General features: G+C 57.4%; 27 protein-coding genes. 8 read left to right on the plus strand and 19 right to left on the minus strand.

Annotation, left to right across the window (positions count from 1 at the left end; genetic code table 11):
• The 5 genes from ABWP81_RS02850 to ABWP81_RS02870 all read right to left on the minus strand — a co-directional run.
• A partial coding sequence (locus ABWP81_RS02850; RefSeq protein WP_353139180.1) for a class I tRNA ligase family protein occupies window positions 1-1,202 on the minus strand: 1,202 nt, incomplete at its 3' end.
• A gap of 137 nt (window positions 1,203-1,339) precedes the next feature.
• Window positions 1,340-1,795: an ExbD/TolR family protein gene (locus tag ABWP81_RS02855; protein ID WP_353139183.1), complete on the minus strand. Its 456-nt coding sequence runs from the start codon at window positions 1,793-1,795 to the stop codon at window positions 1,340-1,342.
• Window positions 1,795-2,421 (minus strand): MotA/TolQ/ExbB proton channel family protein, encoded by a 627-nt coding sequence (locus tag ABWP81_RS02860; RefSeq protein ID WP_353139186.1) that lies wholly within the window; start codon window positions 2,419-2,421, stop codon window positions 1,795-1,797. The genes ABWP81_RS02855 and ABWP81_RS02860 overlap by 1 nt, the downstream gene beginning before the upstream one ends.
• Before the next feature lie 4 nt (window positions 2,422-2,425).
• Window positions 2,426-3,244, minus strand: coding sequence for a 4-hydroxy-tetrahydrodipicolinate reductase (dapB, locus tag ABWP81_RS02865; protein WP_353139189.1), 819 nt, complete (start codon window positions 3,242-3,244; stop codon window positions 2,426-2,428).
• A gap of 22 nt (window positions 3,245-3,266) precedes the next feature.
• A complete protein-coding gene (locus ABWP81_RS02870; RefSeq protein ID WP_353139192.1) occupies window positions 3,267-3,680 on the minus strand; it encodes an outer membrane protein assembly factor BamE in 414 nt (137 codons plus the stop codon).
• A 214-nt stretch (window positions 3,681-3,894) separates the two neighbouring features.
• Between ABWP81_RS02870 and fur the strand changes: the two genes are divergently transcribed.
• Complete coding sequence (gene fur, locus ABWP81_RS02875; RefSeq protein ID WP_353139195.1) at window positions 3,895-4,335, plus strand: ferric iron uptake transcriptional regulator; 441 nt, start codon at window positions 3,895-3,897, stop codon at window positions 4,333-4,335.
• Here fur and hprK read toward each other — a convergent pair.
• From hprK to hpf, 3 genes are all read right to left on the minus strand, one after another.
• The gene (gene hprK / locus ABWP81_RS02880) at window positions 4,332-5,279 is read right to left on the minus strand and encodes an HPr(Ser) kinase/phosphatase (RefSeq protein ID WP_353139198.1); all 948 of its coding nucleotides are present in this window, start codon (window positions 5,277-5,279) and stop codon (window positions 4,332-4,334) included. The two genes, fur and hprK, sit on opposite strands and share 4 nt — an antisense overlap.
• The gene (locus ABWP81_RS02885) at window positions 5,276-5,740 is read right to left on the minus strand and encodes a PTS sugar transporter subunit IIA (RefSeq protein WP_353133065.1); all 465 of its coding nucleotides are present in this window, start codon (window positions 5,738-5,740) and stop codon (window positions 5,276-5,278) included. The genes hprK and ABWP81_RS02885 overlap by 4 nt, the downstream gene beginning before the upstream one ends.
• A gap of 89 nt (window positions 5,741-5,829) precedes the next feature.
• On the minus strand, window positions 5,830-6,159 hold the full coding sequence (gene hpf / locus ABWP81_RS02890) for a ribosome hibernation-promoting factor, HPF/YfiA family (protein ID WP_353133062.1): 330 nt from the start codon (window positions 6,157-6,159) through the stop codon (window positions 5,830-5,832).
• Between the two features lie 277 nt (window positions 6,160-6,436).
• Here hpf and corA point away from each other — a divergent pair, with 277 nt between their 5' ends.
• The gene (gene corA / locus ABWP81_RS02895) at window positions 6,437-7,423 is read left to right on the plus strand and encodes a magnesium/cobalt transporter CorA (RefSeq protein ID WP_353133059.1); all 987 of its coding nucleotides are present in this window, start codon (window positions 6,437-6,439) and stop codon (window positions 7,421-7,423) included.
• On the opposite strand, the gene ABWP81_RS02900 is transcribed toward corA, so the two are convergent.
• Window positions 7,424-8,182, minus strand: coding sequence for a 5'-methylthioadenosine/adenosylhomocysteine nucleosidase (locus ABWP81_RS02900; RefSeq protein ID WP_353139201.1), 759 nt, complete (start codon window positions 8,180-8,182; stop codon window positions 7,424-7,426).
• Window positions 8,179-9,867, minus strand: coding sequence for a long-chain-fatty-acid--CoA ligase (locus ABWP81_RS02905; RefSeq protein WP_353133053.1), 1,689 nt, complete (start codon window positions 9,865-9,867; stop codon window positions 8,179-8,181). The genes ABWP81_RS02900 and ABWP81_RS02905 overlap by 4 nt, the downstream gene beginning before the upstream one ends.
• Window positions 9,868-9,976: 109 nt before the next feature.
• Here ABWP81_RS02905 and ABWP81_RS02910 point away from each other — a divergent pair, with 109 nt between their 5' ends.
• The gene (locus ABWP81_RS02910) at window positions 9,977-10,477 is read left to right on the plus strand and encodes an NUDIX hydrolase (protein WP_353139204.1); all 501 of its coding nucleotides are present in this window, start codon (window positions 9,977-9,979) and stop codon (window positions 10,475-10,477) included.
• A gap of 7 nt (window positions 10,478-10,484) precedes the next feature.
• Complete coding sequence (gene mnmA, locus ABWP81_RS02915) at window positions 10,485-11,639, plus strand: tRNA 2-thiouridine(34) synthase MnmA (protein ID WP_353139207.1); 1,155 nt, start codon at window positions 10,485-10,487, stop codon at window positions 11,637-11,639.
• Window positions 11,640-11,669: 30 nt separating this feature from the next.
• Here mnmA and ABWP81_RS02920 read toward each other — a convergent pair whose 3' ends face one another.
• From ABWP81_RS02920 to ABWP81_RS02930, 3 genes are all read right to left on the minus strand, one after another.
• Window positions 11,670-11,924, minus strand: a complete 255-nt coding sequence (locus ABWP81_RS02920; protein WP_353133044.1) for a hypothetical protein — start codon at window positions 11,922-11,924, stop codon at window positions 11,670-11,672.
• A gap of 217 nt (window positions 11,925-12,141) precedes the next feature.
• A complete protein-coding gene (gene ssb / locus ABWP81_RS02925; protein WP_353139210.1) occupies window positions 12,142-12,639 on the minus strand; it encodes a single-stranded DNA-binding protein in 498 nt (165 codons plus the stop codon).
• Window positions 12,640-12,666: 27 nt separating this feature from the next.
• The gene (locus ABWP81_RS02930; RefSeq protein WP_353139362.1) at window positions 12,667-13,854 is read right to left on the minus strand and encodes an MFS transporter; all 1,188 of its coding nucleotides are present in this window, start codon (window positions 13,852-13,854) and stop codon (window positions 12,667-12,669) included.
• A gap of 193 nt (window positions 13,855-14,047) precedes the next feature.
• On the opposite strand from ABWP81_RS02930, the gene uvrA reads away from it, so the two are divergent.
• Window positions 14,048-17,050 carry an excinuclease ABC subunit UvrA gene (gene uvrA / locus ABWP81_RS02935; RefSeq protein ID WP_353139365.1) on the plus strand — a complete coding sequence of 1,001 codons (3,003 nt, stop codon included), beginning with the start codon at window positions 14,048-14,050 and terminating at the stop codon, window positions 17,048-17,050.
• Between the two features lie 63 nt (window positions 17,051-17,113).
• Here uvrA and ABWP81_RS02940 read toward each other — a convergent pair whose 3' ends face one another.
• Window positions 17,114-17,587: an FKBP-type peptidyl-prolyl cis-trans isomerase gene (locus tag ABWP81_RS02940; RefSeq protein WP_353139213.1), complete on the minus strand. Its 474-nt coding sequence runs from the start codon at window positions 17,585-17,587 to the stop codon at window positions 17,114-17,116.
• Window positions 17,588-17,663: 76 nt separating this feature from the next.
• On the opposite strand from ABWP81_RS02940, the gene ABWP81_RS02945 reads away from it, so the two are divergent.
• Window positions 17,664-18,053 carry a glutaredoxin family protein gene (locus ABWP81_RS02945; RefSeq protein ID WP_353139216.1) on the plus strand — a complete coding sequence of 130 codons (390 nt, stop codon included), beginning with the start codon at window positions 17,664-17,666 and terminating at the stop codon, window positions 18,051-18,053.
• 51 nt (window positions 18,054-18,104) lie between these two features.
• Here the strand turns inward: ABWP81_RS02945 and pyrF are convergent, their stop codons facing one another.
• The 4 genes from pyrF to tsaB form a co-directional block, all read right to left on the minus strand.
• Complete coding sequence (gene pyrF / locus ABWP81_RS02950) at window positions 18,105-18,944, minus strand: orotidine-5'-phosphate decarboxylase (protein ID WP_353139219.1); 840 nt, start codon at window positions 18,942-18,944, stop codon at window positions 18,105-18,107.
• Window positions 18,945-19,175: 231 nt separating this feature from the next.
• The gene (locus tag ABWP81_RS02955; protein WP_353139222.1) at window positions 19,176-19,997 is read right to left on the minus strand and encodes a uracil-DNA glycosylase; all 822 of its coding nucleotides are present in this window, start codon (window positions 19,995-19,997) and stop codon (window positions 19,176-19,178) included.
• A 10-nt stretch (window positions 19,998-20,007) separates the two neighbouring features.
• The gene (rimI, locus tag ABWP81_RS02960; RefSeq protein WP_353139225.1) at window positions 20,008-20,472 is read right to left on the minus strand and encodes a ribosomal protein S18-alanine N-acetyltransferase; all 465 of its coding nucleotides are present in this window, start codon (window positions 20,470-20,472) and stop codon (window positions 20,008-20,010) included.
• Window positions 20,469-21,257 carry a tRNA (adenosine(37)-N6)-threonylcarbamoyltransferase complex dimerization subunit type 1 TsaB gene (gene tsaB, locus ABWP81_RS02965; protein ID WP_353139228.1) on the minus strand — a complete coding sequence of 263 codons (789 nt, stop codon included), beginning with the start codon at window positions 21,255-21,257 and terminating at the stop codon, window positions 20,469-20,471. Before tsaB ends, rimI begins: the two co-directional genes overlap by 4 nt.
• A 32-nt stretch (window positions 21,258-21,289) precedes the next feature.
• Here tsaB and dacB point away from each other — a divergent pair, with 32 nt between their 5' ends.
• Together dacB and ABWP81_RS02975 are read left to right on the plus strand one after the other, a co-directional pair.
• On the plus strand, window positions 21,290-22,840 hold the full coding sequence (gene dacB / locus ABWP81_RS02970) for a D-alanyl-D-alanine carboxypeptidase/D-alanyl-D-alanine endopeptidase (RefSeq protein WP_353139231.1): 1,551 nt from the start codon (window positions 21,290-21,292) through the stop codon (window positions 22,838-22,840).
• A gap of 15 nt (window positions 22,841-22,855) precedes the next feature.
• Complete coding sequence (locus tag ABWP81_RS02975) at window positions 22,856-23,131, plus strand: SemiSWEET transporter (RefSeq protein ID WP_353136696.1); 276 nt, start codon at window positions 22,856-22,858, stop codon at window positions 23,129-23,131.
• Here ABWP81_RS02975 and ABWP81_RS02980 read toward each other — a convergent pair.
• Window positions 23,128-23,691 (minus strand): SGNH/GDSL hydrolase family protein (locus ABWP81_RS02980; RefSeq protein ID WP_353139234.1); only part of this gene is annotated, 564 nt, incomplete at its 5' end. The two genes, ABWP81_RS02975 and ABWP81_RS02980, sit on opposite strands and share 4 nt — an antisense overlap.

A 23,691-nucleotide genomic window follows, 5' to 3' on the forward strand; every position in this document is an offset into this window, starting at 1 on the left:
ACACACACGCCCGCTTTGGTGGCGTACCACTCATGCCAAGCCGCTGTATCGAACGTCGCCGCACCGTCACCACCAAGCGCTACGACTGGCTTGATCTGCAAGTCGTATTTCAAAGCAAACGCAAAGTCGCGCTCATCATGCGCAGGCACGCCCATGACCGCGCCATCGCCATAAGACATGAGCACGTAGTTGCCTACCCACACTTCCACTTTCGCACCAGTCAATGGATGCGTGACGAACAAGCCAGTGGCCATGCCCTTTTTCTCTTGTGTGGCCAACTCGGCTTCGGTTGTGCCGCCGCTTTTGCATTCTTCAAGGAAAGCGGCCATTGCGGGGTTGCCCGCCGCAGCGTGAAGGGCCAGCGGGTGCTCGGCAGCCACAGCACAAAACGTCACACCCATGATGGTGTCGGCACGTGTAGTGAATACATACATGCGGCCGTCGCCGATCAACGTGCCGTCCGTGCCTTTGATGTCGTGCATGAACGCAAAGCGTACCCCCTCCGACTTGCCAATCCAGTTCTCTTGCATCAAGCGCACTTTGTCGGGCCAGCCGTTCAAGGTTGCTTTCTCGTTGCCGATCTGCACATGCTCCAACAACTCAGGCGCGTATTGAGTGATGTTCAAGTAGTAACCAGGAATTTCGCGCTTCTCTACCGGCGCTCCCGTGCGCCAGCCTTTGCCGTCAATTACTTGTTCGTTGGCCAACACGGTTTGGTCGACCGGATCCCAGTTCACCACTTGGGTCTTGCGGTAGGCGATGCCTTTTTCGAGCATCTTGAGGAACAACCACTGGTTCCACTTGTAGTACGTTGGGTCGCAGGTGGCCACTTCGCGTGACCAGTCGATGGCCAAGCCCATCGCCTGCATTTGCTTCTTCATGTAGGCGATGTTTTCGTGGGTCCACTTGGCGGGCGGCACACCATTTTTAAGCGCGGCGTTTTCAGCAGGCAAACCAAATGCGTCCCAGCCCATCGGCATCAACACATTGAAGCCCTTCATGCGCAGGTTGCGCGTGAGCATGTCGTTGATGGTGTAGTTGCGCACATGGCCCATGTGCAGCTTGCCGCTGGGGTAAGGCAGCATGGAACAGGCGTAAAACTTTTTCTTGGACGCGTCTTCGGTCACGCGGTAGGCGTCGGCTTGGGTCCAAGCGGCCTGAACGGCGCGTTCGACCTCGGTGTGGTTGTATTTGTCTTGCATGGGATCAGTCAGAGAACCCCCGCTTGGGTCGCGAGGCAGCGCCTTCAAACAAAGGCAAAGAATGCCCTGATTTTAGGCCTTGGTTTGAGGGCGATCGAGTTGACTAAGAAGGCAACGCGCAGCGAGTGATGACGAAGCTAATTAAGGGGCGGAAACGGGCTGTTGCGCTCAGTCACAAAGCCAATGCGGTTCATGCCGGCTTGCTGTGCCAAGCTCATAACTTCGACCACTTTGCCATAGGGCACACGCTCATCGGCTCGCAGTTGCACCTCTGGCAATTCGCCATGGTTCATGGCCAAGGCCTTAGAGGCTTGGGCATGGAGGCTGCTTTTGAGGTCGTCCAGCGAGGTGGCTTTGTCGTCCAAATACACCACGCCCTTGGCGTCGATACTAAGTTTCACAAATCTTGGCGGTGCGCTGCTGGACTGCTCGCCGTCGGTTTTGGGCAAATCGAGCTTCAATGCGCTGACCATCAACGGCGCAGTGATGATGAAGATAACCAACAAGACCATCATCACATCGACCAAGGGGGTGACGTTGATGTCGCTCATGGGCGTTTGGCCCGGCGTTCGCTCAAAACGTCCGAAGGCCATCAGAGATCCCGCAGGTCGTGGGCAAAGCCTTCCAGCTCTTGCTCCAAACGGTTGATAACGCGGCCCATCACATTAAATGCCAGCACCGCTGGCAAGGCCACGGCCAAGCCCGCCGCTGTCATGACCAAGGCTTCGCCCACCGGACCAGACACACGTTCAATCGTGAGCTGACCTGCAGTGGCGATGCCCGTGAGTGCGTGATAAATGCCCCACACGGTCCCAAGTAAACCCACAAACGGTGCAGTAGAACCCACCGTGGCCAACAACACTTGGCCCGATTGCAAACGATGCAATACGCCGTGCAACGCATCGCGCAACACGCGGGTGCGTTGCGCCGATACATCGCCTTGCGCGCCCAAGGTATTGGGCATGAGTTGCAGGTTGGCTTGCGCGAGCGGCAGCAACACAAAGGCGCGGTCAATCGGGATTAAAGCTTGAATGCCCTGCTGTACATCACGGGCTTGCCAGAAGGCGGCTTTGCCGTGTGCCACATCGGCGCTCACGCGGTGCAGCAACCAGGCTTTGTAAAAGATAACCGTCCAGCTCGCCACCGACATGGCCAACAAGGCCAGCGCCAAAATGATGCTGAGGGCGTCGCCTTCAAAAATGGTGGCGAAGAAGTCCATTTTTTTAACGCAGATTCAACACGTCAAACATGTCGAACAAGCCTTTGTTTTTGCCGGCCAAGAAACTCGCAGCACGCAAGCCGCCTTGCGCATAGGTGGCGCGGCTGGAGGACTTATGCGTGATTTCAATGCGCTCACCAATGCCAGCAAACAGCACGGTGTGGTCACCCACAATGTCGCCGCCACGAATAGTGGCAAAGCCGATGGTCGATGGGTCACGCTCGCCGGTGTGGCCGTAGCGCTCGTACACGGCACAGTCTTTGAGGTCGCGGCCTATAGCCTCAGCAATGACCTCGCCCATTTTGAGCGCGGTGCCCGAGGGCGCGTCCACCTTATGGCGGTGGTGCGCTTCGATGATTTCAATGTCGTAGCCCGTGGGCATTGCTTGGGCAGCCATTTGCAAGAGCTTCAAGGTCACGTTCACACCCACGCTCATGTTGGGGGCCATGACGATGGCGATGTCTTTGGCGGCTTCGGCAATTTCTGCTTTTTGCTCATCGGTAAAACCGGTCGTACCAATAACCAGCTTCACGCCTAACTCACGGCAAATCTTCAAATGAGCCAGCGTGCCTTCGGGGCGGGTAAAGTCAATCAGCACTTGGCTGTTTTGCAAACCTTTGCGCACATCGGCTTCAATATTCACGCCGCTGGCTTGACCTAAAAAGCCGGTGGCATCGTTGCCAATGCCGGGGCTTGCTGGCACATCCAACGCGCCAGCCAGTTGGCAAGTGGCGTCATTGCGCACAGCCTCGATCAACATGTGGCCCATGCGGCCGCTGGCGCCAGCAATGGCAATTTTCAAAATGTCAAGGGAATGAGCCATGGTGTATCGGCGCTTTCAAAGATCAACGGGCCACTTCGAGCGGTGGGTAAGAAACAGGATTGGCAGGTGCCGCAGGCTGGGCTGAGCCGGCTCCAAGCGAAGGCTTAGCTGGGAACTTGGCCAAATCAGCCTCGGTGGCTTTGAGCACGGGCAACTTGGTGGGTGGGCGGCGGTTATCAAGCTTGGCAGCAAACTCTGCCTCGGTGGGCAGTGAATCGCCCTCAATGCGATCGAGCGCATCACCCATAAAAAACACACTAAAACGACGCTGTTGTGGTTCAGCACCTTGGCGACGAATGGTGAAGGCGTAGTCCCAACGGTCAGCATGAAACAAACTGGTCACTAGCGGTGTGCCCAGAACGTCGCGCACCGCTTGACGGGGCATGCCTGCTCGCAAGGCCTGCACTTGCTCGCGCGAGACAAAGTTGCCCTGCACGACTTCGGGTTTGTAAATAAGGTTGCTCGAACAGGCTGTAAGCCCAAGACCCGCAACAGCGAATGCAAGCGCGAGAAAGCGACGTGGCTGACGCAGAAAAACAGAAGCATTTCGACAGGATTCAAACATGGTGTGAAAGGCCGAATGAGGCGCTGAGGCTATGATTCGTTCATTGTAGCGGTGGCCCTATTTCCAACGCTGAGCGAAAGACACCATGGCACATCCAGACGACCTCAAAAGCATTGGCCTCAAAGCCACAGCCCCTCGCCTGAAGATTTTGGAGCTGTTCCAACAAGGTACCCAGCGCCACATGACCGCCGAGGATGTGTACCGCCATTTGATGCTGCAAAACATGGATATTGGCATCGCCACTGTCTACCGAGTGCTGATGCAATTTGAGCAAGCTGATATTTTAAAACGCAGCCACTTTGAGAGCGAGCGTGCGGTTTACGAGCTCAACGAGGGCGAGCACCACGACCATTTGGTGTGCCTAGACTGTGGCCGCGTGGAAGAGTTTCACGACGAAGAAATTGAAGTTCTGCAAGTGAAAGTCGCCAAGCGGCGCGGGTTTGAAATTGCAGACCACGCGCTGAGTCTGTATGCGCATTGCCGCAAAAAGAACTGCGAACACCGCCCTGCAGGCAAGAAAAGTTAGCCCTGCTGCATGGCGCGCTGATGACGCGCGATGAACTCTTGATAAGTGTCCACACCACGCAACTGCAAAATCGAGTTGCGCACTGCCGCCTCTACCAACACCGCAATGTTGCGACCGGCTACCACTTGAATCACCACTTTGCGAACGGGCACGCCCAATACGTCTTGCGTGAGGGGTTCATGCGGCAAGCGCTCATAGTCGCGCTCTAGAGTTTCTTTGCGCACCAAATGCACAATCAGCTTCAAGCGCATTTTGCGGCGCACGGCCGTTTCGCCAAAGATGGCGCGAATATCGAGTAAGCCGATACCACGCACTTCCAGCAAGTTTTGCAGCAATTCGGGACAGCGGCCCTCAATGGTGGTTTGATTAATGCGGTACAGATCCACGGCATCGTCGGCCACCAAGCCGTTGCCACGAGAAATCAGCTCCAAACCCAGCTCGCTTTTGCCCAAGCCCGATTCGCCGGTGATCATCACGCCCAAGCCCAAAATGTCCATGAACACGCCATGCATGGTGGTGCGGTCGGCAAAGTGCTTAGACAAATAAGCCCGCAACAAGTCGATGACAAACGCCGCAGATTCATGGGTGGTAAACAAGGGAATTTGTGCGCGTTCACACATGGACACCAGCGCCTCAGTTGGCTGTTGGCCATCTGCCAGTACCAACACAGGCGGCTCTAAAGTGACAATGCGCGCAATCCTTCGAGCGCTGTCTTCGGGTGTTGTTTTGCCAACGTAATTGGCCTCCCGCTCGCCCAACACTTGCACGCGATAAGGGTGGATGTAGTTGAGGTAACCCACCAAGTCAGCGCCTGAGCGGGCGCTACGTACAGCCACTTCATCAAAGTGGCGATCAGAGGCGCTCGAGCCAGCAATCCACTCCCAACGCAAACGGCCGCGAAAGGCCTCAAACAACACATCAGCGCTGATGACGGAAGGCCTCACAACGGCACCGCGTTCCAGGTCGAGATGATTCGGTGTAGCTCCGCCGCATCATCACAGGATTTGATTTTTTCACGCAAGGCCGTGTCGCTGAGCAGTTCGGCGATCTCAGACAATATTTCAAGGTGCTTTTGGGTCGAGGCTTCTGGCACCAGCAAAAAGATCAGCAAGCTTACGGGTTGCTCGTCTGGGGCATCAAATCCAATCGCATCGGCCAACTGAAACACAGCTGCCATGGGCGACTTCAAACCTTTGATGCGACCATGCGGAATGGCCACGCCATGACCCAAACCCGTCGAGCCCAAACGCTCACGCGCAAACAAACTTTCGGCCACCAAAGCGCGGTTGAGGCCATGCAGGCCCTCAAACAGCAAACCCGCCTCTTCAAAGGCGCGCTTTTTACTGGTGACCTCGACGCGCACAAGGACTTGTGCGGAGGGAAGAATGGAAGCTAGTCGGTTCATGATTGAGCGCAGATTATGCACTTACAAACCAATCGGGTCTAAAACGACAAAACCGCCGTTTAAGGCGGTTTTGAAAAACTTCAAAAAGCTCACATCAAACGCTTGGGGCTCTCATGATGGTGACTTTGCAAGCGGTCTTTGTGGCGCACCACTTGGCGATCCAATTTGTCAATCAACTCATCCACGGCGGCATACATGTCTTCGTGGGCGCTTTCGGCAAACATGTCGCTGCCTTTCACATGAATGTTGCATTCGGCCTTTTGTCGACGTTCTTTCTCGGTTTGGTTTTCGATGCTGAGCAGCACTTTCACGTCCACCACTTGATCAAAATGTCGCGTGATACGGTCAAGCTTGCCTGTCACATAGGTGCGCAGAGCGGGGGTTACTTCCAGATGGTGTCCACTGATCGTCAAGTTCATAAAAAACCTCCTTTGAGTTAGCGCTTTCACTATGCGCTCACATTTTCGAAATGGCAATGGGTTGAACTCAAATACCGATCAAATACACACTACGGAAAACCCCTAGGCCGCACAGATGCGGTGCCATAATCAGCCCACCTCAACAGCGGAGCTATCTCCTTGGAAACCTACCCTAGTCGGTAGCTTTCGAGTCGCATCAGGACCAAAGTCGCCACGCGAATTCGAAAGCTGCATTTTTCACCCTTCGAATTTCTGTGCCCTACGCGCAAGGACTGCCATGCTCAATATCTTCACGCTGGCCAACGGTCGACTCTTTCAAGAAGAGATCGAATCGCTGGAAGAACTCTCCAAATTCCAACCCATCTGGGTTGACCTCGAAGCGCCCACCCTTGAGGAAAAACGCTGGATTAAGCAGTACTACGAACTCTCCATCCCCGAAGATGCGATGGACGAGGACATCGAAGAATCGGCTCGCTTCTATGAAGAAGACAATGGCGAGCTGCACATCCGTAGCGACTTTTTGATTGCCGACGAGGACGAGCCGCGCACGGTTCGCGTTGCGTTTATCTTGAACCAAAACAATGCCTCGCTGCGCAGTCGTGGCGTATTGTTCTCTATCCACGATGAAGACGTGCCCGTTTTCCGCCTGCTGCGCATGCGTGCGCGCCGCGCACCAGGGCTGATTGAAGACGACAAAGACGTTCTACTGAAACTATTCGACGCTGATGCCGAATACTCCGCCGACACGCTAGAAGGTATTTACGACCAGTTGGAAAAAGCAGGTAAATTAGTGCTGTCTGAAGACGTAACAGACGAGCTTGCCGGCGAAGTGCTGGGCGCCATTGCCCGCCAAGAAGACTTGAACGGGCGCATTCGTCGCAACGTGATGGACACGCGCCGTGCAGTGAGCTTCATGATGCGCTCGCGCATGCTCAATGCCGACCAGTTTGAAGAAGCACGCCAAATCTTGCGCGACATTGAGTCGCTTGACAACCACACGGCCTTCTTGTTCGACAAGATCAACTTCTTGATGGACGCGACCGTGGGTTTCATCAACATCAACCAAAACAAGATTATCAAGATCTTTTCGGTGGCCAGCGTAGCCATGCTGCCGCCCACCTTAATCGCCAGCATTTACGGCATGAACTTTCAATTCATGCCCGAGCTAGACAAAACCTGGGGCTACCCCTACGCCGTGGCCTTGATGATCGCTAGCGCCTTGGTGCCCATGTGGTACTTCCGCAAGCGCGGCTGGCTGAAGTAATCAGGCCGGCAGCGACAACAGCAGCCGTTCTAGCACCGCCACGCTGTAACGGCTGGCAATGCTTTGAATAAAGCGCTGAAAGTCCACATGCGCTGCGTCGTCAGCGCGGTCTGAAATGATGCGCACAGCAGCAAAGGGCACGCCATAGTCGTGGCACACCTGCGCCATGGCGGCGCATTCCATTTCCACCGCCAAAGCATCGGGCAGCGCTCGCTGCAAATCTTGGCTCTCCATCGTTTGCGACACAAAGCGGTCGCCGCTGGCGATCAAGCCTTGGTGCACTTGGGCCTTGGCCAAATCTAAATTCAGTCGCTCACCATGCGGCAAGCTAGCCCACATGTCTTGCAGGGCAAGTGGGGAGGCTACAGCCAAGGCCTGACTGAGAGCGGCATCTGCTGGGAAACGTGTCAAGCCCGTCAAGGGCACTTCGTGGCGTGGGAACAGGGGCGACGCATCCATGTCGTGCTGAATGAACTCACGGGCAATCACCACATCACCCACATTCACTTGTGGCGCCAAGCCACCCGCCACACCTGTGAACACCATGCGGCTGACGCCAAAACGTTCAAGCAAAACAGTGGCGGTAGTGGCAGCGGCAACTTTGCCAATACGCGACAGCACGGCCACCACGTCGTGCCCACGCCAATGTCCTAGCCAAAACTCGCGGCCAGCGACCACGGTCTTTTGCTCGTCGGGCATGCGCGCCAGCACTTCGGCCAGTTCTTCGTGCATGGCGCTCACGAGCGCGATGCGGCTCATGCGGATGTTTTGTCGCGCAACTCGCGGCGCAGCACTTTGCCCACAGGTGTTTTGGGCAGTTCGGTGCGGAACTCCACAACGCGAGGCATTTTGTAGCCGGTCAGATTCTGACGGCAATGCGCCAGCACATCGGCTTCTGTCAAAGCAGGGTCTTTTCTAACCACCACCAACTTAACGGCTTCGCCTGAATGCGCATCAGGAATGCCGATGACCGCGCACTCCATCACACCCGCCAAACCAGCCACCACTTCTTCAACCTCGTTGGGGTAGACATTGAAGCCACTGACCAAAATCATGTCCTTCTTGCGGTCCACGATACGGAAGTAACCGTGTTCGTCCATCACACCCACGTCGCCTGATTTGAAGAAACCGTCAGCCGTCATCACGCGGGCGGTTTCATCAGGGCGCTGCCAATAACCAGCCATCACCTGCGGGCCGCGAATAGCAATTTCGCCCCGTGTGCCGACAGGCACTTCGTTGCCATCATCGTCAATGATCTTCATGTCCGTGCTTGACAAAGGCACGCCAATCGAGCCGTTGAAGGCCGTGTTGGTCACGGGGTTGCCACTGGCTGCGGGGCTGGTTTCAGACAAGCCATAGGCTTCGCAGATGGGGCAGCCCGTTTTCTCCAACCACTGCCGCGCCACGGGGCCTTGCACGGCCATGCCGCCGCCGACCGACACCACTAAGTGCGACCAATCCACCTTGTTGAAATCGGGATGGTTGACCAAGGCGTTGAACAAGGTGTTCACAGCGGGAAACACGTGAAAGCGGTGTTTGGTCAGCTCTTTGAACACCGCAGGCAAATCACGTGGATTCGGAATCAGCACCGAGCAACCGCCCATGCGCATACACGCCATGATGTTGAGCGTGAACGCGAAGATGTGATACAGCGGCAACGGGCAAATGAAAGTCGGCACTTCGTTGGCTGGAATGCGCTTGAGCGCAGGCTGAAACCAAGCCGACGCTTGCAACATATTGGCCATCACATTGCGGTGCAACAGCTCGGCACCTTTTGCCACACCGGTGGTGCCACCTGTGTATTGCAGCACCGCCAAATGGTCGCCATGAATTTCGGGCGAGGTCAGTGTGCAGAGCTCGCCCTGAACCAAGGTGTCGTTGAAGCGCACAGCAGTGGGCAACTCAAACGCAGGCACCATTTTTTTGATCTTGCGCACCACGTGGTTGACCAGCGTGCCTTTGAGCCAACCCAATTGGTCGCCCATGGCGCACAGCACCACATGTTTGACGGGGGTGCGGGCCAAGCACTCTTGCAAGGTGGCGCCAAAGTTTTCCAAAATCACAATGGCTTTGGCGTCTGAATCTTTGAGCTGAGCTTCTAACTCGCGCGGTGTGTAAAGCGGGTTGATGTTGACCACCACAAAACCTGCGCGCAGCACTGCGGCCACTGCAATGGGGTACTGCAACACGTTAGGCAGCATGATGGCCACGCGGTCACCAAACACCAGCCCCAAACTTTGCAAGTACGCTGCAAACACTTGGCTCAATCGGTCGAGCTCTTTGTAGGTCAAGCCTTTGCCAAGGAAGCTGAAAGCCGTGCGGTCGCCATACTTGCGAAAACTCTCCTGCATCAGATCGACCAGCGAGCTGTAAGCGGTGATGTCAATTTCTGCGGGCACGCCTTCTGGGTAGGCGCTTAACCAGGGCTTTTGTGTAGAGTTCATGCAATTGCCTTTTGCTATTTTTGAAGGTTTTGCCCACGTCAGGGTGTGGCAAGGTTACACGACTTTACAAAGGCAACAGAGGCGTAAAAACCCGAAAGATAATGGCCAAATGAACAAACGTTGGAAGCCCAGTGTCACCGTCGCCGCCATCATTGCGCGCGACGGTCGTTACCTCCTTATTGAAGAGCACACGCCTGAAGGTTTGCGCTTAAACAACCCTGCGGGTCACCTTGACCCGGGCGAGTCGCCCGAAGACGGATGCGCACGCGAGGCACTGGAAGAAACCACGCACACCTTTAAGCCCACGGAGCTGGTGGGCATCTACATTTCGCGTTTGCAGCGCCCCGCACGCGAAGGCCGTGCAGCCGAAGACGTGACCTACTTTCGCCTCGCCTTTTGCGGCGAACTGGGCGAGCCAGTGTTGGGTGCCAAACTGGACAAAGGCATCGTGCGCACCCTGTGGATGACGCCTGATGAGATCCGTGCCAACGTTCACCGCCTACGCAGTCCACTGGTGCTGAGGTGCATGGATGACCATTTGGCCGGCCAACGCTTTCCACTGGGCATGATTTACACCGACCCGAGTGTGCTGCAGACCGCAAAGGGATAATTGCCGCATGGCAAACAACAAACGTGTAGTGGTGGGCTTGAGCGGCGGCGTGGACTCGGCCGTCAGCGCCTACCTGCTGAAGCAACAAGGCTACGACGTCATCGGCATCTTCATGAAAAATTGGGAAGACGATGACGACAGCGAATACTGCTCGTCCAACATCGACTTCGTGGACGCCGCTGCCGTGGCCGACGTGATTGGCATCGAGATTGAACACGTCAACTTTGCCGCCGAATACAAAGACCGCGTGTTTGCCGAGTTCTTGCGCGAATACCAAGGTGGCCGCACACCCAACCCCGACATTTTGTGCAACGCTGAAATTAAATTCAAAGCGTTTTTAGACCATGCCATGCGGCTAGGCGCTGAAAAAATTGCCACCGGCCATTACTGCCGCGTACGCGAAGTGGGCGGCGAGTTTCAGCTGCTCAAAGGCCTGGACCCTAGCAAAGATCAAAGCTATTTCTTGCACCGCTTGAACCAAACGCAACTGTCTAAAACTTTATTTCCCGTGGGCGAGTTACACAAAACCGAAGTGCGCCGCATTGCGGATGACATCGGCTTACCCAACGCCAAGAAAAAAGACTCCACCGGTATTTGCTTTATCGGCGAGCGCCCTTTCCGCGAATTTTTAAACCGCTACATCGCCAACGAGCCCGGCCCCATCAAAGACGACCGTGGCCGCAAGATTGGCACGCATGTGGGCTTGAGTTTTTACACGCTCGGACAACGTCAAGGCTTAGGTATTGGCGGCCTGAAAGCCAAAGGTGCAGACATGGACGCACTGCGCGCCCGAGGATTGCGCGGCGCTGGCGAACACCAACCCTGGTTTGTGGCCCGCAAAGACATGGCGACCAACACCTTGTATGTGGTGCAAGGCCACGACCACCCTTGGTTGCTTTACGGCGCCCTCCACGCCGACGACCTGAGCTGGTGTGCACCCCATGCACCAGCGCCCGGACGCTACGCCGCCAAAACCCGCTATCGCCAAGCAGATGCACCGTGTGAGCTGAGCTACAACGACAAAGGCGAGCTGGTGCTCGCCTTTGATGACCCTCAATGGGCCGTCACACCCGGCCAATCGGCTGTGTTGTATGACGGTGAGGTGTGTATGGGCGGCGGGGTCATTGCCAGCGCTGCAGCGCTGAACGCAACCCCTGCCTGAGTTGCCCGCGGCCTTGATGCCGCGTTGGCTTTACTTCAGGACAGCTGCTGCGGCTGGCACTTTGGCTTCTACCTTTTTGGTGGCATCAGTCTTCACCACAGCGACTTTTTCTTTCACCACTTTTTTGGCTTCGGCTTTGGCGGCTGGAACAGCTTCAACCTTGGCAGTTGCAGCGGCCACAGCAGGCGCGGCGGTTGCAGGAGTTGCCACTGCTGCAACCGGTGTGGTTGCGAACGCGGCAGCAGAGAAAGCACCAACGATCAAAGAGGCAATCAACTTGTTCATACAAAATTTCCTTTTAGGTTTTGGAACAGCTCCAATATCGGAGTGATCTAACAACGGTATGAAATACGCAACTGTTGACGTAAATTTTTAATTATTTTGGTCAACCTTCTCTTGTGCGCTTCGTTACAGCCCCCGCCTCATTTACAACGAGGCGAAAAAAAACCGACCTGCTCACGCACGTCGGTTTTTTGTTGCACGCTAAATTTGCGTGAGTTGATTAGAACGGAATGTCATCATCCATGTCATCAAACCCACCCTTGGCAGGCGCTGCCGTCGCAGGGCGTTGCGCTGCTGCTGGTGCTGCGGCGCGTTGCGCTGCCGCTGGGCGGCCGTAGCCGCCGCCTTCTTCACCGCCACCGCTTGGTGCGCCCATGCCTTCACGGCCGCCCAAGAGTTGCAGCTCCGTGGCAATGATGTCGACAGTATTTTTTTCCACGCCTGTGGTTTTGTCGGTGTACACGCCGTATTTCAAACGGCCTTCCACGTAAATTGGGCGGCCTTTTTTGACGTATTCGCCAGCGATTTCGGCCAGGCGGTCATAAAAGGTGACGCGGTGCCACTGCGTGTCTTCAATCATCTCGCCGCTGTTTTTGTCTTTGCGCTTGCTCGATGTCGCCACGCTCACATTGGCCACGGCTTGGCCGCTGGGCAAGTAGCGAATTTCGGGGTCGCGGCCACAATTGCCGACGAGAATGACTTTGTTAACAGATGCCATGGGTAAATTCCTCCAGATAGGGACTGATTATGGGGTCTTTGCGGAAGGGGCTGCACGCTTAGGTGCCACCATGGGCCAAGCTACCACCAGCCACAGCAGCATGAGTGCCGCGCAAGTTAAAAACAGGCCTTGTGTGCCATAACTTTTAGCCAACTGGCCGCCCATCAATCCACCCGCAAAAAAGCCCAAAGACTGCAATGTGTTGTAAATGCCCATGGCGGCCCCGCGCGAAGAAGCGGGCGCGATGCGCGACACCATGCTGGGCTGCGTGGCTTCCAACACGTTGAAACCACAAAAGAAAGCAAACAACAACCACGCCATCCACGTGATGCTGGGCGAATCCGACGACACCCACAGAAAGGCCAGCTGTACCAAAACCAACAAGGCAATGGCGCTTAAAAAGACGGCGCGCAAATAGCCACGGCGCTCCAAAGGAAACACGCCGCCCATCACAACAAATGACCCCAAGACGGCTGGCAAATAAATTTGCCAATGGTCGTCTTTGAGCCAACCCGCTTGCACCAACATGGCAGGCACCACCACCCACATGGCGAGTTGCACGGCATTCAACACGAACACGCCGATGTTCAAGCGTAGCAATGCGGGGTTTGACAACACTTGGCGCAAACCACCGCGTCCAGCATCTTTGAGAATGGCGGGCTCAGGTGGCACCGCCCACACCACAACGCCCATCCCCATCACAGCCAGCACAGCTGTGAGAAAAAACAAACCGGACAAGCCGATGTGGGCAACCAACACAGGTGCGACCACCAGCGACAAGGCAAACATCAGCCCAATGCCTGCGCTGACCAGGGCCAAGGCTTTGGTGCGCACCACGTCACGGGTTTGATCGGCCAACAACGCTGTCACAGCGGCTGATACAGCACCCGCACCCTGCAGCGCCCGACCGACCAAAAGCTCCCAGAGGGATTCAGCACTGCCCGCAAACAAACTGCCCAAAGCAAACACCACCAGGCCAAACAAAATCACGCGCTTGCGGCCCAGTCGATCTGACGCCATGCCAAATGGAATTTGCAGCATGCCTTGCGTCAAACCATAGATGCCCATGGCCAGGCCAATGAGCGCGGGATCGTCCCCGCCGGGGTACTTGCGTGCCTCCAGCGCAAACACGGGCATCACCAAAAATAAACCGAGCAGCCGAAGCGAAAAAATGGACGCGAGCGTGAAACTGGCACGTCGCTCGATCGGCGTCATGGTGTGACTGTCGTCAGATGTGGGGCTGGGGGAGGGGCTTAAGTTGATCGTCACAGCCTGCTATTGTCCCGCATTCACAGCACATGACTTGCACCGCCACTATCATGGCGGGTTGCCCTTTTAATTTGAGTGTCCAGTGAACGCACCTTCTGACGGCGCCTACTTAGGCCAAGCCCTGAACCATCCCTCTGCCATGCGAAACATCAGCATTCGCGGGGCTCGCACGCACAACCTGAAAAACATCGACCTCGACATTCCGCGCAACCAGCTGGTGGTCATCACGGGTTTGTCGGGTTCGGGCAAGTCCAGTCTCGCGTTTGATACGCTATACGCCGAAGGCCAGCGCCGTTATGTGGAAAGCCTCTCGGCTTATGCCCGCCAGTTTTTGGGCCGTTTGGACAAGCCCGATGTGGACCTGATTGAAGGCCTGTCGCCCGCCATCAGCATTGAGCAAAAAGCCACCAGCCACAACCCGCGCTCGACCGTGGGCACGGTGACCGAGATTCACGACTACCTGCGCTTGCTGTTTGCCCGCGCAGGCACACCGTATTGCCCCGACCACAACTTGGCGCTGCAAGCGCAAAGCGTGTCGCAGATGGTGGACGCCGTGATGGCGCTGCCCGAAGACACCAAGCTCATGCTGCTTGCGCCCATCGCGCGCAACCGCAAGGGCGAGTACAGCGAACTCTTCACGCAGCTGCAAGCGCAGGGCTATGTGCGTTTTCGCATCGAAGGCAAGGTGTACGAATACGACGAGCTGCCCGAGCTGAAGAAAACCGAAAAGCACGACATCGACGTGGTGGTGGACCGCATCAAGGTGCGACACGAAACACCCGGGCCGACTGGGGCGGCCGCGTCTGCCCCTGACACGTTGGCGGCGCCCAGTGTTGGTGACATCACCATCACCCCATCAGCAGCTCCGCCGGGCTTGCGCCAGCGTTTAGCCGAGAGCTTTGAAGCCGCCTTGCGGTTGGCCGAAGGCCGCGCCATTGCGCTAGAAATGGACACGGGCGTCGAGCACAGCTTCAACGCCAAGTTTTCGTGCCCGCAGTGCATGTACTCCATCAGCGAGCTCGAACCCCGTTTGTTCTCGTTCAACTCGCCTGTGGGCGCCTGCCCCTCCTGCGACGGCTTGGGCCACCAAGACTTTTTCGACCCCGCACGCGTGGTGGCGTTTCCGTCACTCAGCCTCGGTAGCGGGGCTATCAAGGGCTGGGACCGCCGCAACGCGCATTACTTCACCCTGCTGGAGAGCTTGGCCAAACACTTCAAGTTTGACTTGGATGCCGCCTTTGAAGAGCTAAGTCCCGAAGTGCGCCAAGTGCTGTTGTATGGCTCAGGCGAAGAAGAAATCAAGTTCAACTACAGCCTTGAAAACGGCTCTGGCAAAAAGCTGAGCAAGAAACACTCTTTCGAAGGCATCTTGGTCAACATGGAGCGGCGCTACCGCGAGACCGATTCAGTGGTGGTGCGTGAAGACCTGTCCCGCTACCGTGGCACGCGTGCATGCACATCCTGCGGCGGCACACGCCTGCGCCGCGAAGCACGCAACGTGCGCATTGGCGACGGCGATCAAATGCGCGGCATCTTTGACATCAGTCACACCACGCTGGGCGAGTGTTTTGGCTACTTCAATACCTTGAAGCTACAAGGTGCAAAAGCCGAAATTGCCGACAAAGTGGTGCGCGAGATTGCCTCACGCCTGAAGTTCTTGAACGATGTGGGTCTGAACTACCTCAGCCTCGACCGCAGCGCCGACACCTTGTCAGGCGGAGAAGCGCAGCGCATCCGTTTGGCAAGCCAAATCGGCTCGGGCCTGACGGGCGTGATGTATGTGTTGGACGAGCCCAGCATAGGCTTGCACCAGCGCGACAACGACCGGCTGATCGACACCCTTAAGCACCTGCGCGATATTGGCAACAGCGTGCTCGTGGTGGAGCACGACGAAGACATGATTCGCGCCGCAGACTTTTGCGTCGACATGGGCCCAGGCGCAGGCATACACGGTGGCCATGTGATGGCGCGCGGCACACCCGCCGAGATTGAAGCCAACCCCAACTCGCTGACCGGTCGCTACTTGGCGCAAGCCCTGCGCATCGAAGTGCCGACCCAACGCAACGCCTTCTTGCCCGTTGCACCCGAAGACTTGGCGTTCCACCGAAAGCTACACAAAGATGCGTCAGAACACCAAGTGATTCGAATCAGCGGCGCACGTGGCAACAACCTCAAGAAAGTCACCGCCGACTTCCCCGTGGGCTTGCTCACCTGCGTCACCGGTGTGTCGGGCTCAGGCAAATCTACGCTGGTCAACGACACGCTCTACACCGCCGCCGCGCACACCATCCACCGCGCGCACGACGAGCCAGCAGCGCACGATGAAATCACCGGCCTCGACTATTTCGACAAAGTCATCAACGTCGACCAGTCGCCCATCGGCCGCACACCGCGCAGCAACCCAGCCACTTACACGGGCCTATTTACGCCCATTCGCGAACTGATGGCCGAAGTGCCCATGGCCCGCGAACGCGGCTATGGTCCTGGGCGCTTCAGCTTCAACGTGGCCGCAGCCTCAGGCGGTGGTCGCTGTGAAGCTTGCCAAGGTGACGGCATGGTCAAGGTGGAGATGCACTTCTTGCCTGACGTGTACGTGCCCTGCGATGTGTGCCACGGCTTGCGCTACAACCGCGAAACGCTCGAGGTCATGTACAAGGGCAAAAACATCGCGCAAATCTTGGGCCTGACCGTCGAAGCCGCTCTGGTGTTTTTCAACGCCGTGCCCAATATCGCCCGCAAGCTGCAAACCTTGATGGACGTGGGCCTGTCGTACCTGCAACTCGGCCAAGCGGCCACCACGCTCTCGGGCGGTGAAGCGCAACGTGTGAAGCTGGCCCTAGAGCTGAGCAAACGCGACACCGGCCGCACGCTCTATATCTTGGACGAGCCCACCACGGGCCTGCACTTTGCCGACATTGCACTGCTCTTGAAAGTGCTGCAACACCTGCGCGATGCGGGCAACACCATCGTCATCATCGAGCACAACCTCGACGTCATCAAAACCGCCGATTGGTTGATCGACATGGGCCCCGAGGGCGGCAGCGGTGGCGGCATGGTGGTGGGTGTGGGCACGCCTGAAGATTTGGCGGCCAACCCTGCCAGCTTTACAGGCAAATACTTGAAGCGCTTGCTGCCAAGCTGAGTGGCGCATTAAACGGCTCCGCTCAGCTATGCGACGAACTCATTTCAATCGCAACACCACCACTTAGTCGTGCTGATGTCCATGCGCGCCATGCACATGGCGGTGGGCAATTTCTTCAGCCGTGGCAGGACGTACTTCCGTTACGGTGCAACGAAACTGAAGGGCCTGACCCGCCAACGCGTGGTTGCCGTCTAGATGCACTTCGGGGCCTTTGATCTTTACCACGTTGAATACCCGCGGTTGCCCATCGTCGCCCGCGCCTTGCAACTGCCCGCCCACTTTCACGCCAGGTGGAAATTCAGCCTTAGGAATGACGCGCACCAACGTTGCGTCACGCTCGCCAAATGCATCTTCCGCGCTTAAGTCCAGCTTGACAGCAAATCCCACGGCTTGGCCATTGAGCGCAGCTTCGACCTTTGGAAAAATGTTTTCGTAACCGCCGTGCAAATACGACAAATGCCCCGAGTCCAAAGGCTTGCCTGCGGGACTGATGACTTGGTATTGGATGGTGACGGCCGTGTCTTGGCTAATGTGCATGGCTAGGCTTTAAAGGAAAACGCCATTGTCCACGACCTCACGGTAAAACTGGCATCAGGCCTTACCATTCCTTCCCATGAAACCTATCATTCGTGCCTTCTTCAAAACCCTGCGCCTCGTGCTGGGCCCCGTCATGTTGCTCAAAGAGCGCCTCACTCAGCCCCAGGGCGTGCAGCGTGACGCTGCGGCTCAAGCGGCAGTCGATCTGCAATGCCAAAGCATGACGCTGTACCAGTTCAACACCTGCCCGTTTTGCATCAAGACACGCCAAGAAATGCGCCGCCTGTCGCTACCCATTGAAAAGCGCGATGCACAACACAACGCTGCCAACCGCGACGCACTGCAAAAAGGCAGCGGCGCCACCAAAGTGCCGTGCTTGAAGATCACCGAAGCCAATGGCGAGACACGTTGGCTGCAAGACTCGAAGGCCATCGTGGTCTACCTGCGCGAGCGCTTCCAGCACTGAACAAAACTTGCCGAACACCCCAGCGCTGCTTAGGGCGCTTCAGGCCTTTTCTTAAGCGCGCGCAGTCTGCAAAGTCTCACGCGTTTGCAAAGCCACACGACGGGCCGCCTCTGCAAAGTCGTCACCCTTTGATGCATACAAAATCGCACGCGATGAGCTAACGATGATGGGGCCGGTGGTTTCAGCTCCACTCACTCGCAAGCCCGCTTTCACCGTCGCCACCGCATCGCCGCCCTGCGCACCCACGCCAGGAATTAGCAAAGGCAAGGTGGGCGCGAGTTCGCGCACACGCTCTATCTCTTTAGGGTAGGTTGCACCCACCACCAAACCCAATTGACCATTGAGGTTCCAAGGGCCTTGTGCCAATTTGGCAATGTGTTCGTACATCAAAGGCTGGCCTTCGACGGACGCGAGGCGTTGGTTTTGCAAATCGTCACCACCGGGGTTGGAGGTGCGGCACAACAAGAACGCACCCTTGCCGTGGTACTTCAAATACGGGGCCACCGAATCCCAGCCCATGAAAGGTGAAAGAGTCACGGCGTCTGCGCCGTAGCGCTCAAAGGCTTCGATGGCGTATTGCTCGGCGGTGGTGCCAATGTCGCCGCGCTTAGCATCCAAGATGATCGGCACATGGGGCGCAACGCGGCGCATGTGTTCCATCAAACGCTCTAGCTGACCTTCGGCGCGGTGCGCTGCGAAGTAAGCGATTTGGGGTTTGAAGGCCATGGCCAAATCTGCGGTGGCATCGACGATAGCCGCGCAGAAATCGTAAATCTTGTTCGAGTCGCCCTTGATGCGGTCAGGGAACTTGGTGGGCTCTGGGTCAAGGCCCACGCAGAGCATGGAGTTGTTTTGGCGCTCTGCGCCCTTAAGCATGTCGATGAATGTCATCTCGTAATTTTAGAAGGCTTGTTCGCAGGTTTTTGCTGGGCTCGCTGTGGGTAGAGGCTTAGCTTCTACCCACAGACTGCGGCGTGCAATATTTCAACCGCAAACAGTGACGCGGCTTGGGTGCGGCGGCTAACGATTTCTGGTACCCCAGCATGAGGCAAGCCGCTGCACCCGAGCCGCGTCACCACCTCCGGCGCGAACCCTTCACGAACAAACAAACAAAGCCAGAAGCTATTCAGAACCCTTGAGATGCGCCATCGCCAAACACAAGTCAGCCCAAACCTTGGCCTTTTCAGGCAAGTTGCGCAACACATAAGCGGGGTGGTACGTCACCACCACCGGCACGTTTTGGTACTGGTAGACGCGCCCACGCAGCTTGCCGTAAGGCGTGCCTTCCAGCTCGGGCACGCTATCGCGCAACAAGGCCTGCACCGCAAAACGCCCCATGGCCAAAATCATTTTAGGTTTCAGCAACGCCACTTGGCGCTCAAGGTAAGGAAGACACTGCGCTACTTCTTCGGGCTTGGGGTTTCGATTGCCGGGCGGGCGGCACTTGAGCACATTGGCGATATACACGCCGCCACCCTCTGGCTTTCGCGCGCCTGTGCGTGACAAACTCATAGCGCCCAGCATGTTGTCGAGCAGTTCGCCGGCTTGACCCACAAAGGGCTCGCCTTGAAGGTCTTCCTCCTCGCCAGGTGCTTCGCCCACGATCAGCCAATCGACTTGTGGCGCTTCACCTTCAGCAGCCAATGCACCCACACCAAACACGGTGTTATGACGTGCGCCACACAAAGTGCAGGCTTGACAGCTGGACACCGTGCTCTGCAAAGCGGACCAACCCATTTGGTCAATCCCTTCAGGGCGTTGAATGATGGTCGGGACAGGCTCTGCTTTGGCCAGATCGCTGGCAGCGACAAAGCTGTGGGGTTGTTCTATTTCCCCCGCTGGCGCATCTATGACGGCGGCCTCGGACATGGGCGACCACACGCGCACGCCCATCTCGGCCAGCATGGCGCGTTGGCGTTTGTCGAGGTGCAAGGTGTCGGTCATTGGGTGTAGCTTACAGCTTGAGCGACATGACCACCGCATGCTCACGCTGGCCGCGGTTGGCGGGGTAGTAGTTTTTGCGCTCTCCTACACGTCGGTACCCATAGCGCTCGTACACCTGCATGGCGCGAGTGTTGCCCACCCGCACTTCTAACCACAGCCACAGCGCGTGGCGGCTGCGCGCCCACACCGACAAGGCATCTAGCATCAGCATGCCATAGCCTTGGCCCTGAAACTCGGGCGCAACAGTGATGTTGAGCAAGTGCACTTCGTCCACGCCCTCCATGGCCACAAAGTAGCCAATCAAGGTGTCGCCGCCCATCAGCGCCAGCATCTGGTAACTCGATTTGAGCGAGTCCGCAAAGTTACCGCGTGTCCATGGGTGAGCGTAGGCGTTTTTTTCGATACGCAGCACGTCGTCGAGCAGCGCTTCAGTCAGCGGCTCTAGATGAACTTCGGGTTTCAAAACGGCGTTCATTGGGCGGCAGCTTGCTGCGCTTTGATTTGCAATCGCTCGTCAGTGGTTTGCGCCACTTTGTCGCGAATGTAGAGCGGCAGCGCTTTTTCTGGTGGTACAGCTTCGCCGGCGGCCCAAGCGGCGGGGGCCAAGCGCAGCAAGGCGGCGGCTGTTGGCAAGACGAGCAGTTGCGGCCCTGACAAAGCAGCGGGCCAACGGCCTGCGTAAACGGGCCATGCGTTGCCAGCCGCAATAAAGCCGTCTTGCGTCCAATCGGCAGGCCAATGCAGCGTTTCGGGGCTGTGCAGTTCGGGCTCTTGCACGCAACACCAAGTGCCACGCATGAGGTTTGCTTGGTCCGCGCTGCTTACTGCATCTGTGGTGATTGGCTTGAACTCATACGCCGCCATATACACCTGCTCCATGCGCGCATCCATCACGGCCAGCACGCGGGTCACTGGCTTTGAACCGCTTGCAGCACTCGCCGCACGCGCTTCTTCAGCCACAGCCAACAAGGTGTCAATTGGCAACACAAACAAATCTGCTCCAAACGCCAAGCCCTGCGCCACCGAACACGCGGTGCGCAAACCCGTGAACGCGCCTGGTCCACGGCCAAACACCACGGCTTGCAAATCGGTCAACGCTACACACGCCTCTTTTAAGAGCGTCAAGGTTTGCGGAATCATGTGCGTGGACGTAAGCGCACCGCCTGCGCTGGTGTGCGTCCATGTCTGGGTGCCGCGAGCAACAGCAAGAGAAAGGGTGTCGGTACTGGTCTCTAAAGCCAGCCAAGTGTTGGAGTGCATCGGGTGATTATCCCAGCCGTGATAATTTGCTTATGACCTGCCCGCACTTGCCCACTTTGCACCCGCTCACCCCCCGCATCAGCCGCGGACGATGGCGCTTTGAACACTTGCCATTGGCATGTGCGCTTGCCTTTGCCGTCGCCTTCGCACAGCTATTTACCCTGATCTGCGCTACTGCCTTGCCCGCGCACGCGGCCCCCAGCTCGAAGGCCGTGCGCACCGACCCGCCCAAACACAGCGACGGCGACGTTGGCCAACTGCCTGCCGAAGTGCTAGCCGCCCTGCAACGCGCCAAAGTGCCGAACGAAAACTTCCATGTCATGGTGGTCGACACACACACGGGCAGCACACCGCGCCTAAGCCACCAAGCCCAAGTGCGCGTGAACCCCGCGTCGCTCATGAAGCTGGCCACCACCACCGCTGCGCTTGACACGCTGGGCCCCGCCTTTGTGTGGCGCACGCCCGTGTTCGTGGACGGCCCTGTGCGCGATGGCGTGTTGCAGGGCAATGTTTACATCAAGGGCAGCGGCGACCCGCGTTTGGTGGTGGAGCGTTTGTGGCTGCTGATGCGCCGCATTCAAGGCTTGGGCATTCAAAAAATTCAAGGTGATATCGTGCTCGACCGCAGCGCGTTTGACGTGGCCGTGCGCGACGCCGCCAGCTTTGACGGCGAGCCCCTGCGCCCCTACAACGCTGCGCCCGATGCGTTGCTGCTGAACTTCAAATCGTTGCTCATTCAGTTTGTGCCCGACCGCGCTGCCAACGTGGCGCGTGTGCAAATCGAGCCGCCCTTGGCTGGCGTCCAGTTTCCCGCCAGTGTGCCGCTGAGCGCTGGCGACTGCAGCGACTACCGAAGCGCTCTGCGCGCCGACTGGAGCGACCCCGCACGCATCCGCTTTGCTGGCAACTTCCCCGCCGTGTGTGGCGAAAAAATGTGGCCCATTGCCTACGCCGCACCTCAGCAATTTGCGTCACGCGCTGTTGCAGGCATGTGGCTGCAACTCGGCGGGCAGCTCAGCGGCCAAGTGCGCGATGGCAACGTACCCGCCCATTTGCAGCCCGCCTTCAGCGTGGAGTCCGCATCGTTGGCCGAGACCATCCGCGACATCAACAAATACAGCAACAACGTGATGGCGCAACAACTGTTCCTCACCCTCAGCCAACAACAACGCGGCGTAGGCACTTTTGATGCGTCACGCGAAGTGATGCAGCTGTGGTGGCGCGAGCGCGTGGGCGGCGACATGCCCACCTTTGACAACGGCTCGGGCCTGAGCCGCGAAGAACGCATCAGCGCGCAAGCCCTCGCCCGTTTGCTGCAAGTGGCATGGGCCTCGCCCCATATGTCTGAGCTGATGAGCTCGTTGCCTGTGACCGGCCTTGACGGCACGATGAAACGCAGCAAAGCACAGGCCATCGCACATTTAAAAACCGGCAGCTTGCGGGATGTGGCGGGCGTGGCGGGTTTTGTGGATACCACCAGCGGCAAACGCTGGGTGGTGGTGGCCATCCTTCACCACCCCAACGCCAATGCCGCTCGCCCTGCGCTGGACGCAATGATTGACTGGGCGGGTAAGCAGCCTTAATTCAGAAAGACTTCCATGAACTACACCGAATGGATCGGCTACGCCGCCGCCAGCCTCACCACCGCGAGCTTTGTGCCGCAAGCGTGGCTGACCTTCAAGACCCGCGATGTGAGCGGTGTTTCGCTGGGGATGTACAGCGCTTTCACGCTAGGCATTGCGCTGTGGTTGGCCTACGGCTTGCTGATCGAAGCCTGGCCCGTGGTGATTGCCAACATCATCACGCTGATGTTGGCTGCCAGCATCTTGGCGATGCGTTTGCGCTTTGGGCGCAAGGCATCTGCGGGTGATTAACGCCAGCCTTGGGCTGTGGCGTTGTACAAATACTGTGCGACCCAACGGTTACCTGCAGGGGTGAGGTGGATGCCGTCTGCGAAGAGCATGGTGGTGTAGGGCCTACCCGCTGCCGTTGGCACGCTAGCGGCACAACCCGAAAACGATGTGGCATCTCCGCATGCTGGCGTAGTACCTGCCACAACAGTGCTGTTGAAGCCAGTATCTGTAAATGGACTTAAAACAGCGACCGATGTCACCGTCAAAAAGGATGAAGTCACGCCTGAGGCATTGGCATAAATCACAGAGTTAGGCGTTTGACTGCCAAACGCTGTGCTCAAAGCCAACAAAACAGTTTCGTTGAAAGTGTTTGTTGCGGTTGTGCTGACAGTACCGGTATTCACACGGCCCCAAGGCGTTCTAGACACATCCAACACAGGCATGATCAGAATATGTGTCACACCAGCGGTTTTCAAGCGCTGCACTTGGGTAACCAAGGTTTGGGCTTCTGTAGCCGGAGTGGCGCCTGCTTTGACATCAAACGTGCCCACAGTGATCACCACCAAGTCGCCCGAAGAAAA

The sequence above is a fragment of the Limnohabitans sp. genome (assembly GCF_040401135.1).
Classification (GTDB): Bacteria; Pseudomonadota; Gammaproteobacteria; order Burkholderiales; family Burkholderiaceae_C; genus Limnohabitans.